Below are 13,920 nucleotides of genomic sequence, written 5' to 3' on the forward strand. Positions count from 1 at the left end.
GCGGCGGCGACCCGCTGATCGAGCCGACGCTGTTCACCCGGCGCGGGTTCGCTGGTCGCGGTGCTGTTCTTCGGCGCGATCGGCTCGTACTTCCTGCTGCTGGTGCTGTACCTGCAGAACGGCACCGGGCGGACGGCCTGGGAGACCGGGCTGGTGCTGCTGCCGTACGCGATCGGCTCGTTCATCACGTCGGCGTTGTCGGTGCAGCTGGCGGCGAAGGCCGGGCGGGCCCTGCTGGTGACCGGCGCGGCGAGCCTGGCGGCGGCGCAGGTGCTGCTGCTGGTGCTGCTGACCGACACCGTCGACCTCGGCTACTGGGCGCTGGCCTGGCCGCTGTTCATCGGCGGCCTCGGCCTCGGGCTCGCCGCGCCACCCCTCATCGACATCATCATCTCCGCCGTCGACGAGCACCGCGCCGGCTCCGCGGCCGGCGTCCTGACGACGTTCAGCCAGGTCGGCAACGCCCTCGGCGTCGCCGTCCTCGGCACCGTCTTCTTCGCGACCCTGGAGGACGCGGCCGGCGTCGACGCCGTCACCGCCCACGCCGACGCGCTGGCGGCGGCGCTGCCCTGGCAGATCGGAGCGTACGTGCTCGCCGCGCTGCTGATGACGCTGCTGCCCAGCCGTGCCCGTCCGGAGCACCATTGACAAGATCACCAGCCTGCGGTATGTCAAGGTAATTCGGGTCAATGCGGGGTGGGGCGCAGCTGAGGGGGGATGATTCCCGGTGAGCCTTTTCTGGGGTGCTTAGCCGGCCATCGGCTGATTATCAACGCATGGTGGAGCCGATCCATCAGGCGATCGGATGCCGCCATGACAGTAAGCGGACACGGCCTTGGGGCTGTGCGTCCGCTGCCTTACGACGCATTCAGCCACGGGGGTGAGCTGGAATGGCAGATCCAACCGTTCGTGCGCGCCTGCAGTATTGCAGCGCGCCCGTCCGTAGCATGCCCGTACTGTCGCCCGACCTTCCATTCGACCGCCAACGCGCGATTATCGTCTGGCGGACCAGATGGGCGAACGGGACGACGCTGCGGTACTGCTTCCTGGAGCAGTCCGAGCGCCTTGATCAGCAGCAGGTCGTCCGGGAGTCCTTCGACGAGTGGAAGGCGATCGGGCTCGGGCTGGACTTCGTCGAGGTCGACGACCCCGATGAGGCCGAGATCCGGATCGGATTCGTCCAGGGTGACGGTTCCTGGTCCTACCTCGGACGCGACGTGCTCGGCATCGCGATCGATCAGCGAACGATGAACTTCGGCTGGGACCTCACCACGCAGGAAGGCCGCTCGACCGCGCGCCATGAGATCGGGCACAGCCTGGGCCTGCCGCACGAGCACCAGAACCCCAACGCCGGAATCATCTGGGACGAAGAGGCGGTCTATGCCTTCCTCGGGCGACCGCCGAACAGCTGGGATCGCGGCAAGGTCTACCAGAACGTGCTCCGGAAGCTCGACCCCAGGGAGGTGACGGGATCGGCCTGGGACCCGGCCTCCGTCATGCATTACGAGTTTCCCGGCGGGCTCATTCGTCGTCCCGAGGAATTCCGGACGGGCATATTCCCGCCGGGAACCGTCTCCGACGTCGACCGCCAGCAGGTCCGGTCCTGGTATCCGTCCCAGGCCGCCGTGCTCCCGGTCCTCCAGCCGTACCAGTCCGTCGCGATGAATCTCGCCCCAGGTGAGCAATTCGACGCGGAGATCCGTCCCGCCGCGAGCCGCAAGTACAGCATCGGGACATTCGGCTCGGCCGACGTCGTCATGGTCCTCTTCGAGGAAGTCGGCGGGGAACTGCGCTACCTCCAGGGCGACGACGACAGCGGCGAAGCGCGCAACGCACTCATCGCGACCAAGCTTTTCGCCGGCCGGCGATACGTCGTCCGCGTACGCCTGTACTACACCTGGGCATCGGGCGGATCAGCCCTGATGCACTGGTAGCCGAAAACGTCAGGAGAGCGATTCGAATGGCTGACGAATCCAGAACGGGACGCGAAAGGTCCCGCAGAAATGAGCCGGCGAAGGCGCCGGGTGCGGTGACACCCGCGGCCACCGGTGACGGCGACGATGCCGTCCGTGCGTCGATGGACCTCCTCCGGGCCATCGACAAGGAACGGGCCGCGGCGGGTGGGCCGTCGGCGGCGCCGTCGACCGACTTCACGTCCGAGCTCAACAACATCCCGTTCCGCAGCATGATCGGCGGACCCCTGCAGGCCGCCGTCGATGCGCAGATCGCCTCATCGCTGGCGACCATCGACTTCATCGACCGCGTGGGCTTCAACGAGGTCGGCGGCAAGCGTGAGGTCGTGATGGTCGACTTCACCCACCAGCGCAAGGACGTCGACGCGGCGGGCAATGAGATCTCGCGGGACGTGGCGCTCCGGGTCCCGTTGCTGGCCATGCTGCCCATCCCGGCGCTGCGGATCGAGCACGTGATCGTGGACTTCAACGTCAAGCTCAACTCGGTCGAGACGTCCACGGTGTCGGAGGACATCGGGGTCGAGGCCGAGGTGAAGGCCGGCTGGGGGCCGGTGAGCTTCCGGGTCTCCGGCTCGTATCAGCGGCGCAGCACGGTGGGCGTCGAGGTCTCGAAGGAGTACACGCTCAAGGTCAACGTCAAGGCTGTGCAGGACGAGATCCCGGCCGGGCTGGAGAAGGTCCTCGGCATGCTGGCGGCCTAGACCCGTACGGGAGATGACATGCGTGATGTTGCGCTCAGCGACTACCTCGGGTTCTGCTTCGCCGAAGCCGTCAAGGGCCGGGAGCTCGCCGACGGGTACTCGAGGCAGGTCGCCGAGCGGCGACGAGGGGATCCGGACTTCGCGGACTTCTCGACGCCCCGGTTCCGGATCGCCAACCTGGAGCTGACGATCCCGGTTCTCGTCAGCGACGTCGAGGTCAGGCAGGTGGTCCGGTTCGCGATGGAGCGCGAGGCATTCGAACGGGCCGTGCTGGCCGAAGCCGGGCGGGCGCGGGCTGTCCTGGAGCGAGAAGCCCTCGGCCTCGGGCCCGACATCTCTCGCCCTGACGGTGCGCGTCCCGGCGCGCAGACACGGCAGGCCATGGCGGAGTTCTATGACGAGCTCGCGGCGAACGCTCACCCCTTGACGCCGGAGAGCATCGTGCGGGAACGGTGGCCGACGGTGTTCCGGGCGGTCCTGATGGAATCGCGCGCCGTCCCCGACCTGGTGCGCTCGGCGAACGCGGCGAGGGAGCTCACCGCGTCCACGCCCGTGGTGGCCGACCTCGTCCACGAGCACACCGTGGTGGAGCACGCGCGGCTGGGCCACCTGCGGGTGAGTCCGCTGACGCACGTCGTCGCCACCGAGGGTTCGCCGTCGTCGGTCTTCACCATCAAGGCCGAATTGGTGGAGGAGGGGTTCTTCCTGCGCGAGATCCGGACTGATGGCGGCGCGACGACGACGATCGTGGACTTCGAGTGATGGCGGTCTTCCGCCGGCACCGGCTGCAGGAGTACGAGCGGTTGCTCGAGGCGTGCAACGCGGCGCTGGGCGCGAGTGCATCGGCGGCATGGGACTCGGCCGCGCTCGCGTCCGACTTCCTCACCGAGACCGCGAGGACGTACGCGGTGCTCGGCCAGGTCGTCGACGTGAACGAGACCTTGACGCTGCGAGCCGAGCTGGCCGCGGCGATGCGTGGCGTGCGACTCCGGGTCGACGCCGGCACGCACGGCGGCGGAGGGCGGCGACGGTTCGCTCAGGCGGTGGCGCTGCGGACTCTGGTCGAGGCGGGCGAGCGGTTGCGCAAGCATGCCCGTCACGAGGCCGAGCAGCTGTCGGTGCTGGGCGGTCAGCTCGCGGAACTCCTGATCGCCGCGTCCGTCGCCGGGGCCATCCCCGCGGCGGCGGACTCACCCCAGGACGTGTGGCGAGCCCTGGCCGATCACGCCGTCACGCGCGAGGCGGTGCGCCGGCTGGCGATGACCGCTTCCATCCCCGACATCCTGGTGATCGTCGGCGATCAGCTGAACATCCCCACCGCCGAGAGCCGAAGCCCTGGTGCGGGAGAGGGGACTTGAACCCCTACGTCCGAAGACACGACGGCCTAAACGTCGCGCGTCTGCCAATTCCGCCACTCCCGCGCACCGGCCATCGTAGGGCACGTGGGCTCAGGACCGCGCAGCACGCCCGCGACGCTCGTCGACGCTGCGACGACGGCGGCGAGAGCCTCGGGGGTGTACTTCACGTGATGACTTTACGTGGCGCCACCGACAGGGTCAGGGGAGCGACCAGGTCATGCCGATGGGCTGCATGCGCTGCCCGATCACCGTCGCCGAGCCGTCGGTGTCGACGGAGAGGATGAAGGTGGCGTTCTGGGAGATCTCGGCCTGCGAGATCTGCGACCCGCCGGGGATGGTGCCCAGGCCGGCCGCCTCGATGACCACCGAGTAGCCGGGGTTCACCGTCACCGACTGGGTGCAGCTGATCGACGCCAGGGTGACGGCGCCGTACTCAGTCTGCAGCCAGTGGGTCCGGCCGGCGTCCTCGACGGCGCAGCTGCGGGTCGCGGTGCCGAACTCGGGTGGCGCGGTGCCGAGCTGCAGGCCGTGCGCCGGCAGGTTGGTGAGGCCGTCGGCGAGGGTGAGGTCGATGCCCTCGGGCTCCTCACCGGTCTCGCCGTAGGCCCGCAGCGCCTCCAGCACCTCGTCGCCGCGGCGGGTGGCGTCGTCGTCGGCGACGACGGCGGCGCCGTCGGCCGTGAGCGGCGCGGTGACGGACGTGCCCTCGGCGGGGTGCACGGCGAGGCTGGCCAGCCACGGTGACGCGGCGTTCTCGCGGGTGAGCAGGAACCACGACGGGGCGCCGCCGGCGGACGACTGGCCGGTGACGATCGCCCACATCGGGTACTCGCCGACCTGCGGCGACAGCACGACGGACGGGGTGACGGCGGACGGCGGGCCCTCCGGCACGGCGCCGGTGGCGGCCTGCTCCTCGGCCGCGAACTGCGACGTCGCCAGCAGCGCGCCGCCCTCGACGTCGGCCAGCGGGGCGTCGCCGGAGCCGCTCGCCGCCGCGCCGACGACCTCGTTGTACTGCTCGAAGAACCCCTCCGCGCGGTCGGATGTGATGGCCGGGATCAGCGCGTCGCGCGCGCCCGCGTCGATCTCGCCGGGCACCTGCGCGCACGCCGTCACCAGCCCGGTCAGCCCGAGCACGACGGCGATGCGGGCGGACGGCTTCGGCGGCGGCGCGGGCGCCGGAGGCGGCGGGGTGCGCTCGGGCAGTGGCCGCTTCGGCAGCGGCGTGACGGTCGCGACCTTCTCCGGCTCCGGCGCGGGCTGCTCGTCCTTCGGGTCCTTCTCGCCCGGCTCGTCCGGGGGCGGCTTCGGGGCCTCGTCCTTCTCCTCGTCGGGAACGACGCGTAGCGCGCGCTCCCGCTTGCGCCGTCGCCGCCGCAGCCAGATCAGCAGCACGCCGGCGCCGATCAGCAGCAGCCCGCCCACGCCCACCAGCACGGCGGTGACGAAGATGCCGTCGACCTCGACCCCGAGGCTCAGCTCGACGTCCAGCGGCTCCCCGGACGCCGACGGCGACATGACGACGACCCGCACCGGCTCGTCCGTCAACTCGTACGACACGCCGCGCCAGCCCGACCCGGACGCGCTGGACTCCCACCAGTCCAGGTCACCGGGCGGCGCCGCCGGAGCGGGCGAACCGTCCTCCGACGACGACGTCACCTCGCCGCGCAGGTCCGCGGCCGTCACCGTCTGCTGCGCCACGCCGTCGAGGTAGGAGTCGACGTGGATGCGGTGCCCGACGCCTACGAACACGTCGCCGTCGTCGGCCATCCGCGCGCTGACGTGCAGCACCGGGCCGGTGACCGTCGCGATGCCCACCGCGGTGGCCGCGACGGAGCCCTCGCCGCCGACGTCGGCGCGCGCGTACTCGACGGTGTCGTCGGGACCGACGTAGACGGCGGTCGCGGCGCCGGCGAGCAGCAGCGGCGTGCCGAGGACGATCAGCGCGACGGCGAGGACGGTGCGCAGGCGGGCACGTGTCACGCCGCGTCGAGCCCCAGGTCGCGCCGGAGCTTGGCGACGTGCCCCGTCGCCTTGACGTTGTACATGGCCTTCTCGACCTTGCCGTCGGCGTCGATGACGAACGTCGACCGGATGACGCCCTGCACGACCTTGCCGTACAGCTTCTTCTCGCCGAACGCGCCGTACGCCTCGAGCGTCGAGCGGTCGACGTCGGACAGCAGCGGGAAGGTGAGGTGGTCGCGCTCGCGGAACGTCGCCAGCTTGGCCGGCGCGTCGGGCGAGACGCCCAGGACGGCGTACCCGGCACCCTGCAGCGACGCGAGGTTGTCGCGGAAGTCGCAGGCCTGCGTGGTGCAGCCCGGAGTCATCGCGGCGGGGTAGAAGTAGACGACGACCCGCTGCCCCCGGTAGTCGGCGAGGGAGACGGGCTTTCCGTCGGCGTCGGGGAGGGTGAATTCGGGCGCGGCGTCGCCCGGAGAGAGTCGCGAGTCAGTCACGTTCACACCGTATCCATACGGGTGGGCGGCCGCATCGGTACGGTAGATCCGTGTCCGCCGCGGATCAGAGACCGACCGAGCCCGTGCTGCCGGCCTCGCGCCAGCCGATGCCCATGGCGCCCGAGGTGCAGGCCGAGCTGGCCAAACGCGGCCGCAGCGTGCGCCAGATCGAGACCGAGATCGCCGCACGCACCGACCGGCTGGCCGCCAACGTCGACGAGCTGACCGCGCGCCTGGCGCCGTCCCGGCTGGTCAAGGAGTCGACGGCGGGCCTGCGGGCACGGCTGACGACGCCCGAGGGCAACCCGCGGCTGGAGGTGCTCGGCGCCGTCGCCGGTGCGGCGCTCGTGGTCGGGCTGCTGCTCTGGCGGGCACGACGGCGCTGACCACCGCCGTCCGGACGTACCCTCTACTGTTGTGACCTCCCAGGACCCCGACAAGCTGCCCATCCGCATGCTGCACGACCGCGTGCTGGTCTCGCAGGACGGCGAGGACGGCGAGCGCCGGTCGTCCGCCGGCATCGTCATCCCCGCCACGGCCGCCATGGGCCGCCGGCTGGCCTGGGCCCGGGTCGTCGCGGTGGGCGCGAACGTGCGCACCGTCGAGACCGGTGACCGCGTGCTGTTCGACCCCGAGGACAAGGCCGAGGTCGAGGTCCGCAGCGAGACGTACGTGCTGCTGCGCGAGCGCGACCTGCACGCCGTCGCGTCCGAGCGGATCGGCGACGGCCAGACCGGCCTCTACCTGTAGCGCCGGCCATGCCCGGACCGCCCGAGAACCCGTCGCCGTGGCGCGACGAAGGGCTCGACGCGCTGGCGCAGCGGTCCAAGGAGAGCGCCGGCACGCGGTTGCGACGGGTCCGGCTCACCGCGCTGCCGATCGTCCAGTCGGCGCTCGGCGCGGCGCTGGCCTGGTGGCTGGCGACGATCCCGCCGATCGACCACGCACAGCCGTTCTTCGCGCCGATCTCCGCGCTGATCATCCTCGGCGGCGGGCTCGGGCAGCGGCTGCCGCGGGTGCTGGAGCTGGTCGGCGGCGTCGCGGTCGGGGTGCTGGTCGGCGACCTGCTGGTGTCGTGGATCGGCGGCGGCGTCGTGCAGCTCGCGCTCGTGGTGGCGCTGGCGATGGTCGCGGCGGTGCTGGTCGGTAGCGGCGCGCTCATCATCACCCAGGCCGGCGCGTCGGCCGTGCTGGTCGTCGCGCTGGCACCGGCCGATCCCGGCGGGCTCGACCTCGACCGCTTCGTCGACGCGCTCGTCGGCTGCGGCGTCGGGCTGGCGATCAGCATCCTGCTGCTGCCGCTCAACCCGGTCGCGGCGGCGCGGCGGCAGATCGACCCGCTGCTCACCACCGTCGCCGAGGTGATGGAGTCCGCGGCCCAGGCGCTGGCCGGGCACGACCGCACCGCCGCCACCGAGGCGCTGGAGCGGGCCCGCGACACCCAGGCCGACGTCGACGCCATGCACTCCGCGCTGGAGGGCGCCAACGAGGTCGCCCGCATCGCGCCCGTGCGCTGGCAGAAGCGCGGCCACCTCGCCGCCTACCTCGACGTCGCCACGCCGCTGGACCACATGACCCGCAACACCCGCGTCCTGGTGCGGCACGTCATCAGCCTGCTGCAGCGCGACGAGCCGGTCCCGAAGGTGCTGCCGCAGTCGCTGCGGGCGCTGGCCGGCGCCGTCCGGCTGCTGCGCATCGACCTCGAACGCGGTGACGAGCCGCGCGAGGCCCGGGTGTCGGCCGTCGAGTCCGCCCGCATGGCGACCGAGGCGCTGGACCACACCGGCGGCTTCGCCGGGCAGATCGTGATCGCCCAGATCCGCTCCCTCGCCGTCGACGTGCTGCTGGCGACCGGCCTGACCCGCGACGAGGTGCTGGAGCTGCTGCCCGGCCTGCCGGAGGGCCCGGTCAGCTACGGCTGACGGTGCGGCTCGCGCCTGGGCGAGGTGGGGTGCGGTCGCCCGTGTTGACGCAGGCGCCAACTGTTGGCGGTGGTGTCTACGCCCTCGCGACGTCACCGGTGTCCGCGTCTTCCGCGGCGCGGTCTGGTCAGCCGGTGGGGAGTGCGTGGGCCTCGTCGAGCATGGGCGCGAGCAGGTCGCCGTCGTCGGCGAGGTGGGGTGTGGTCGCCCGTGTTGACGCAGGCGCCAACTGTTGGCGGTGGTGTCTACGCCCTCGCGACGTCACCGGTGTCCGCGTCTTCCGCGGCGCGGTCTGGTCAGCCGGTGGGGAGTACGTGGGCCTCGTCGAGCATGGGCGCGAGGAGGTCGCCGTCGTCGGCGAGGCGGGCGAGGACGTCGTCGATGTCGAACTGCAGCGGCAGCCGCTTGGTCGCCGTCGAGCGGGCGCCGGCCTCGACCTCGTCCCACGTGACCGGCGTCGACACGGTCGGGCGGGCCCGGCCGCGGACGGAGTACGGCGCGATGGTCGTCTTGGCGGAGTTGTTCTGCGACCAGTCGATGAACACCTTGCCGCCGCGCGCCGCCCGCTCCATGCGCGAGATGACCAGCTTCGGGTGCTCCTGCTCCAGCCGCTGCGCCAGCCCGCGGGCGTACCCGCTGACCTCGTCGTCCGTCGCCGAGCCGTCCAGCGCGACGTACATCTGCATGCCCTTCGACCCGCTGGTCTTCGGGTACGACGGCAGGCCGGCGTCGTCGAACAGCTCGCCCAGCAGCAGCGCGACCTGGCAGCACTGGATGATGTTGGCCGGCTCGCCGGGGTCGAGGTCGACGACGAGGCGGTCGGGGTTGGTCCCCGCACCGGAAGCATCGACGGTCCACTGCGGCACGTGCAGCTCGAGGACGGCGAGGTTGGCCAGCCACACCAGTGTCGGGAGGTCGTCGGCCATGACGTAGACGACGGTCTCGCGGTCCATCGTCGAGCCGGGCGACGGCAGTTCGGCCGTCCGCACCCACGGCGGCGTGCCGCGCGGAGCGTTCTTCTCGAAGAAGTTGGCCTCCTCGACGCCGTTGGGCCAGCGCTTGCGGGTGACCGGGCGGTCGCGCAGGTGCGGCAGCAGCACGGACGCCGCATGCGTGTAGTACTGGATGATTTCGCCCTTGGTCGTCCCGGTCTCCGGGTAGAGCACCTTCTCGAGGTTGCTCAGACCCAGGGTGCGGCCCTCGACGTCGACGTTGACCTTGCTCGGCATGCCTTGCAGTCTCGCCGACGCCGGGTACGTTCGCCAGATGCTCGACGACATCCGCGTGGCGCTGCGCCGCCAGCTGCCGTCTCACGCCGACACGGCGGTCGTGCCGCTCGGCGCCGGGGCGGACAACGTCGCCTTCGCCGCCGGCGACCTGGTGCTGCGCCGGTCCCGGTCCGACGACCCGGTGACGCGGCTCGCGGCGGCCCAGCGCGAGGCGGCGCTGCTGACGGCGGTCGCGGCGGTGTCCAGCCTGCCGGTGCCGGAGCCGGTGTTCGTCGATGAGCCGACCGGGATCCTCGCCTACCGCCGGCTGCCCGGCACGCCGCTGCTGTTCCACCCGGTCGCGGCGCCGGCGGCGCTGGCCGAGCCGCTCGCGCGGTTCCTCACCGGCCTGCACGCCGACGCGCACGGCACCCTGTCCGCGCTGGTCGAGGCCGACGACACGCCGGGCGCGGTGTGGCTGGCCGACGCGGCGGCGTCGTACGAGACGGCGGCCGCGGTCATCGGGCCGGCCGGCCGGCGCCGGGTCGAGGCGTTCCTCGCCGCGCCGCCACCAGGACCGCCGCGGCGGCCGACGTTCTGTCACGCCGACCTCGGCGCCGAGCACCTGCTGGTCGACGGCGGCGCGCTGAGCGGCGTCATCGACTGGACCGACGCGGCGGTCACCGATCCCGCCGTCGATCTCGGCCGGCTGTACCGCGACCTCGGCCCGGACGTCGTCGAGCGGATCATCGCCTCGTACGGCGGCGACCGGGACGCCGTCGGCTCCGAGCGGGTCGCGTTCTACGCGCGGTGCGCGCTGCTGGAGGACATCGCGTACGGCGTCGAGACCGGCGCCGCGGAGTACGCCCGGCTCGGGCTGGCGCACCTGGACCGCACGTTCGGCTGACCGTCAGGGGGCCGGCGTGGCTTCGGGCGTCGGCGTGGGCGTGGTGGTCGGCGTCGGCGTCGGCAGGTACGGGACCGGCGACGGGCTGGCCTGGCCGCCGCCGAGCAGGCAGAGCGCCAGTTCGAGCGGGGAGAGATCGATCTCGAGGCAGATGCCGTCGTTCTCGTCGTCCTCGTCCGGCTTGTCGTCGTCCGCCGGCTCTTCGGTCGGCTGGCCCGCGGTCGGCTTGATGGTGGGCGTCGGGTCGTCGTCGCCGGTGGGCGAACTGGACGGCTGGTTGGTGGGGAAATCGATGCCGGGGACGTCGGTGGGGTCGTCGCCGGGCTGCTCGGGCGGGTCGTTGCCGGACGGGGTCTCGTCGGCGCCGCCGGTCTCGCCCGGGTCCTCGGACGGCTCGCGGTCGCCGGTGCCGTCGCCGCCGCCCGGCTCGGTCCCGGGCTCTTCGGACGAGCCGCCGTCGTCGTCGCCGGAGTGGCCCGCGCCCGAGCTGCCGCCGTCACCGTCGTCATCGGGGTCGGGGGAGGCGGAGTCGCCGCCCTCATCGTCGCCGGTGGGCGCCTCGCCGGGATCGTCGCCGGACGGCTGCTCGGAGTCGTCGCCGGGCGAGGCGATGATCTGCTCGGCGGACGGGATGCGGTCGATGCCGAGCGCGCTGTCGATGCTGGGCACCAGCATGTTGCCGAGCGTGATGCCGAGGGTGGCCGCGAACGCGCAGACGATGACGACCGGGTAGCGGCGGACCTTCTCGAACACCCAGGCGGCCGGGGTGGGCCGGGACACGCCGAATCGGGGACCGCTGGACCTGGCTCCGTGGCCACGTCGGCGTCCCGTCGACTTCTCTTGCCGAGCCCTGCTGATCGACCGAGATCCCTTCTGGTTCCCGGAGGGAGATCTGGCGAATTTCGCACGAAGCCGCTACAGATCGCCCCCCAGTTGCGTAACCCTACTCAGGCGGGTGGAGGCGGCAACAGCCGTTCGGCAGATTTCGTCAGTTCAGCCCGCCAGGGTGGTCCGTTCGGACGGTAGACAGCCCTGGAATGTTGCGGCACGGGCCTCTGGCCTGGGTAAACATAGTCTTCTTGACGGTGTGCCGCGGCCACCGGTCAGTACCATCCGAGCTCCCGCAGCCGGGTCTCGGCGAGGCCGAACGCGTGCCCGATCTCGTGCCCGAGCACCTTCCGCACCCGGGCCGCGACGTCGTCGGGCGTCTGGCTGACCCGCAGGATCGGGACGCGGTACAGCTCGATGCGGTCCGGCAGGCTGCCCGGCACCCGGCCGCCGATGCGCGTCCGGGCCACCCCGTGGAACTGGCCGAGCAGCAGGCCGCGCCCGTGGTAGTCGGCCGGCGGCTCGTCGTCGACCATGATCGCGATGTCGGCGACGGCCCGCTGCACCCAGTCGGGCAGTTCGGACAGGGCCTGCGTGACCATGCCCTCGAACGCGTCGAGGTCGATGGAGTCGGCGTCCACGCCGCGAGTCTACGTCCGCCCGTGGGTTTGCCAGTTAGTTGGATAGTCCAACTCAGCAGCTAGACTGGGTTCATGCGAGAAGCAGTCATCGTCGACGCGGTCCGCACCCCGCTGGGAAGGGGCAAACCGGGCGGCGCGCTGTCCGCCGTCCACCCCGTCGACCTCCACGCCACCGTCCTCCGTGCGCTCGCCGACCGCACCGGCCTCGACCCCGCCGCCGTCGACGACGTCATCGGCGGCGCCGTCGGGCAGATCGGCGAGCAGAGCTCGAACACCACCCGCTGGGCCGTGCTGGCCGCCGGCTTCCCCGAGTCGGTGCCCGCCGTCACCGTCGACCGTCAGTGCGGCAGCAGCCAGCAGGCCGTCCACTTCGCGGCGCAGGGCGTCCTCAGCGGCGCCTACGACGTCGCCATCGCGTCGGGCGTCGAGTCGATGAGCCGGGTCCCGATCGGTTCGCAGGCCGCGGGGCAGGACTTCCTCGGCGCCGGGGTCGCGGCGCGGTACCCGGACGGGCTGGTGCCGCAGGGCGTCAGCGCCGAGCTGATCGCCGCCCGCTACCGGCTGCCGCGTGAGCGGCTGGACGCCTTCGCGCTGGCCAGCCACCAGCGGGCGGCCGCCGCCTGGCGCGACGGCCGGTTCGCGGCCGAGATCGTGAAGGTGCCCGGCGCCGACCTCGCCGCCGACCAGTCCGTCCGGCCGGACACCTCGGCCGAGGCGCTGGCCGGGCTGACGCCGTCGTTCCGGGCCGAGGTGTGGGAGCGGCGGTTCCCGGAGATCGGCTGGCAGGTCACCGCCGGCAACTCGTCGCCGGTCAACGACGGTGCGGCGGCCGTCCTCATCATGGAAGCCGCCGTCGCCCGGCGGCTCGGGCTGCGGCCGCGCGCCCGGCTGCACACGTTCGCCGTCGCCGGCGCCGATCCGCTGCTCATGCTGCTGGGCATCATCCCGGCGACGCGGAAGGTGCTGGCGCGCGCCGGACTGAGCCTCGCCGACATCGACGCATTCGAGGTGAACGAGGCCTTCGCCAGCGTCGTCCTCGCCTGGCTGGACGAGACCGGCGCCGACCCCGCGCGCGTCAACGTCAACGGCGGCGCCACCGCCATCGGGCACCCGCTCGGCGCGAGCGGCGCCCGGCTGCTGACGACCTTGCTGTCGGTGCTCGAGCAGACCGGCGGGCGGTACGGACTGCAGGCCATGTGCGAGGCCGGCGGCCTGGCCAACGCGACCATCGTCGAACGGCTGGACGGCGCCGCGTGAGCGGCGTCCGCGGCTCCGCGCGGGAGTGCTCGATCGCGAACGCGCTGGCCGTCGTGGGGGAGCGGTGGAGCCTGCTGGTGCTGCGCGAGGTGCTGCTGGGGAACGTCCGCTTCGACGCCATCGCCGCCGCGACCGGCGGCAGCCGCGACATCCTGGCCGCCCGGCTGCACACCCTCGTCGACGCCGGGGTGCTGGAGAAGCGGCCGTACTCGTCGCAGCCGCGCCGGTACGAGTACGTGGCGACGCATTCCGGGCGGGCGCTGCAGCCGGTGCTGCTGGCGCTGATGGACTGGGGCGACCGCTACGTCACGCCGGGCCCGCCGCCCACGGTGTGGGAGCACTCGTGCGGCGCCGAGCTGCACCTGGCCGCCGTGTGCGCCGCCTGCGGCTCGCCGGTCGACTCGGGCTCCTCCCGCCTCCTCCGCCTTGGCGGCGTCGACCAGGTCTAGTTCCGCTTGGTCTCGCCGGCCCGGCGCAACGGTGTGGGATCGCTGCGTGATCGATGTGAGAACACTGTCGTGTCGGCGACAGTGATGCCGCGTCGTTTCCGCAGCGATCTCACATCGATCCCCACATCGTTGGGCGCGACGACTGTGCGCCCCCTGACGCGTCACTGGGTGGGATCACTGTGCTTGCTGGGTGGCGTTGCTGTTGCCAGGGCAACAG

At 72.3% G+C, this 13,920-nt stretch carries 16 protein-coding genes and 1 tRNA gene; 11 read left to right on the forward strand and 6 right to left on the reverse strand.

Annotated elements, in window-relative coordinates:
• The first annotated feature begins 60 nt into the window (after nt 1–60).
• From ACW62_RS35295 to ACW62_RS33225, 5 genes are all read left to right on the forward strand, one after another.
• Nucleotides 61–648, forward strand: a complete 588-nt coding sequence (locus ACW62_RS35295; RefSeq protein WP_205629417.1) for an MFS transporter — start codon at nt 61–63, stop codon at nt 646–648.
• A gap of 299 nt (nt 649–947) precedes the next feature.
• Nucleotides 948–1,934, forward strand: coding sequence for a M12 family metallopeptidase (locus ACW62_RS17055; protein ID WP_205629418.1), 987 nt, complete (start codon nt 948–950; stop codon nt 1,932–1,934).
• A gap of 95 nt (nt 1,935–2,029) precedes the next feature.
• Complete coding sequence (locus ACW62_RS17060; RefSeq protein ID WP_169792071.1) at nt 2,030–2,674, forward strand: DUF2589 domain-containing protein; 645 nt, start codon at nt 2,030–2,032, stop codon at nt 2,672–2,674.
• Between the two features lie 18 nt (nt 2,675–2,692).
• Nucleotides 2,693–3,436, forward strand: coding sequence for a hypothetical protein (locus ACW62_RS17065; protein WP_053205311.1), 744 nt, complete (start codon nt 2,693–2,695; stop codon nt 3,434–3,436).
• The gene (locus tag ACW62_RS33225; protein WP_083459852.1) at nt 3,436–4,032 is read left to right on the forward strand and encodes a hypothetical protein; all 597 of its coding nucleotides are present in this window, start codon (nt 3,436–3,438) and stop codon (nt 4,030–4,032) included. The genes ACW62_RS17065 and ACW62_RS33225 overlap by 1 nt, the downstream gene beginning before the upstream one ends.
• Here the strand turns inward: ACW62_RS33225 and ACW62_RS17070 are convergent.
• From ACW62_RS17070 to bcp, 3 genes are all read right to left on the reverse strand, one after another.
• Nucleotides 4,011–4,095: transfer RNA gene (locus tag ACW62_RS17070), tRNA-Leu, on the reverse strand. The genes ACW62_RS33225 and ACW62_RS17070 overlap by 22 nt on opposite strands.
• 135 nt (nt 4,096–4,230) lie before the next feature.
• Nucleotides 4,231–6,015 carry a DUF8094 domain-containing protein gene (locus tag ACW62_RS17075; RefSeq protein ID WP_053205312.1) on the reverse strand — a complete coding sequence of 595 codons (1,785 nt, stop codon included), beginning with the start codon at nt 6,013–6,015 and terminating at the stop codon, nt 4,231–4,233.
• Nucleotides 6,012–6,491: a thioredoxin-dependent thiol peroxidase gene (bcp, locus tag ACW62_RS17080; protein WP_053205372.1), complete on the reverse strand. Its 480-nt coding sequence runs from the start codon at nt 6,489–6,491 to the stop codon at nt 6,012–6,014. Before bcp ends, ACW62_RS17075 begins: the two co-directional genes overlap by 4 nt.
• Nucleotides 6,492–6,541: 50 nt before the next feature.
• Here bcp and ACW62_RS17085 point away from each other — a divergent pair, with 50 nt between their 5' ends.
• The 3 genes from ACW62_RS17085 (at nt 6,542) to ACW62_RS17095 (ending at nt 8,413) form a co-directional block, all read left to right on the forward strand.
• Complete coding sequence (locus tag ACW62_RS17085) at nt 6,542–6,877, forward strand: DUF3618 domain-containing protein (RefSeq protein WP_157574812.1); 336 nt, start codon at nt 6,542–6,544, stop codon at nt 6,875–6,877.
• A 67-nt stretch (nt 6,878–6,944) separates the two neighbouring features.
• A complete protein-coding gene (locus tag ACW62_RS17090; RefSeq protein WP_053205373.1) occupies nt 6,945–7,241 on the forward strand; it encodes a GroES family chaperonin in 297 nt (98 codons plus the stop codon).
• 8 nt (nt 7,242–7,249) lie between these two features.
• The gene (locus ACW62_RS17095; protein WP_053205314.1) at nt 7,250–8,413 is read left to right on the forward strand and encodes an FUSC family protein; all 1,164 of its coding nucleotides are present in this window, start codon (nt 7,250–7,252) and stop codon (nt 8,411–8,413) included.
• Between the two features lie 296 nt (nt 8,414–8,709).
• Here the strand turns inward: ACW62_RS17095 and ligD are convergent, their stop codons facing one another.
• Entirely contained in the window at nt 8,710–9,642 is a 933-nt protein-coding gene (gene ligD, locus ACW62_RS17100) for a non-homologous end-joining DNA ligase (RefSeq protein WP_053205315.1), read from the reverse strand.
• A 37-nt stretch (nt 9,643–9,679) separates the two neighbouring features.
• Between ligD and ACW62_RS17105 the strand changes: the two genes are divergently transcribed.
• Nucleotides 9,680–10,528, forward strand: a complete 849-nt coding sequence (locus ACW62_RS17105; protein WP_053205316.1) for a phosphotransferase family protein — start codon at nt 9,680–9,682, stop codon at nt 10,526–10,528.
• 3 nt (nt 10,529–10,531) lie between these two features.
• Here the strand turns inward: ACW62_RS17105 and ACW62_RS17110 are convergent, their stop codons facing one another.
• Both ACW62_RS17110 and ACW62_RS17115 read right to left on the reverse strand, forming a co-directional pair.
• Complete coding sequence (locus tag ACW62_RS17110; protein WP_053205317.1) at nt 10,532–11,308, reverse strand: ICP22 family protein; 777 nt, start codon at nt 11,306–11,308, stop codon at nt 10,532–10,534.
• Nucleotides 11,309–11,631: 323 nt separating this feature from the next.
• Nucleotides 11,632–11,997: a metallopeptidase family protein gene (locus ACW62_RS17115; protein ID WP_053205318.1), complete on the reverse strand. Its 366-nt coding sequence runs from the start codon at nt 11,995–11,997 to the stop codon at nt 11,632–11,634.
• A 72-nt stretch (nt 11,998–12,069) separates the two neighbouring features.
• Here ACW62_RS17115 and ACW62_RS17120 point away from each other — a divergent pair, with 72 nt between their 5' ends.
• Nucleotides 12,070–13,254: a thiolase family protein gene (locus ACW62_RS17120; RefSeq protein ID WP_053205319.1), complete on the forward strand. Its 1,185-nt coding sequence runs from the start codon at nt 12,070–12,072 to the stop codon at nt 13,252–13,254.
• Entirely contained in the window at nt 13,251–13,703 is a 453-nt protein-coding gene (locus ACW62_RS17125) for a winged helix-turn-helix transcriptional regulator (protein WP_053205320.1), read from the forward strand. The genes ACW62_RS17120 and ACW62_RS17125 overlap by 4 nt, the downstream gene beginning before the upstream one ends.
• Nucleotides 13,704–13,920 lie beyond the last annotated feature (217 nt).

Origin of the sequence: Jiangella muralis (genome assembly GCF_001270745.1) — a bacterium.
In the GTDB taxonomy this organism is placed as follows: domain Bacteria; phylum Actinomycetota; class Actinomycetes; order Jiangellales; family Jiangellaceae; genus Jiangella; species Jiangella muralis.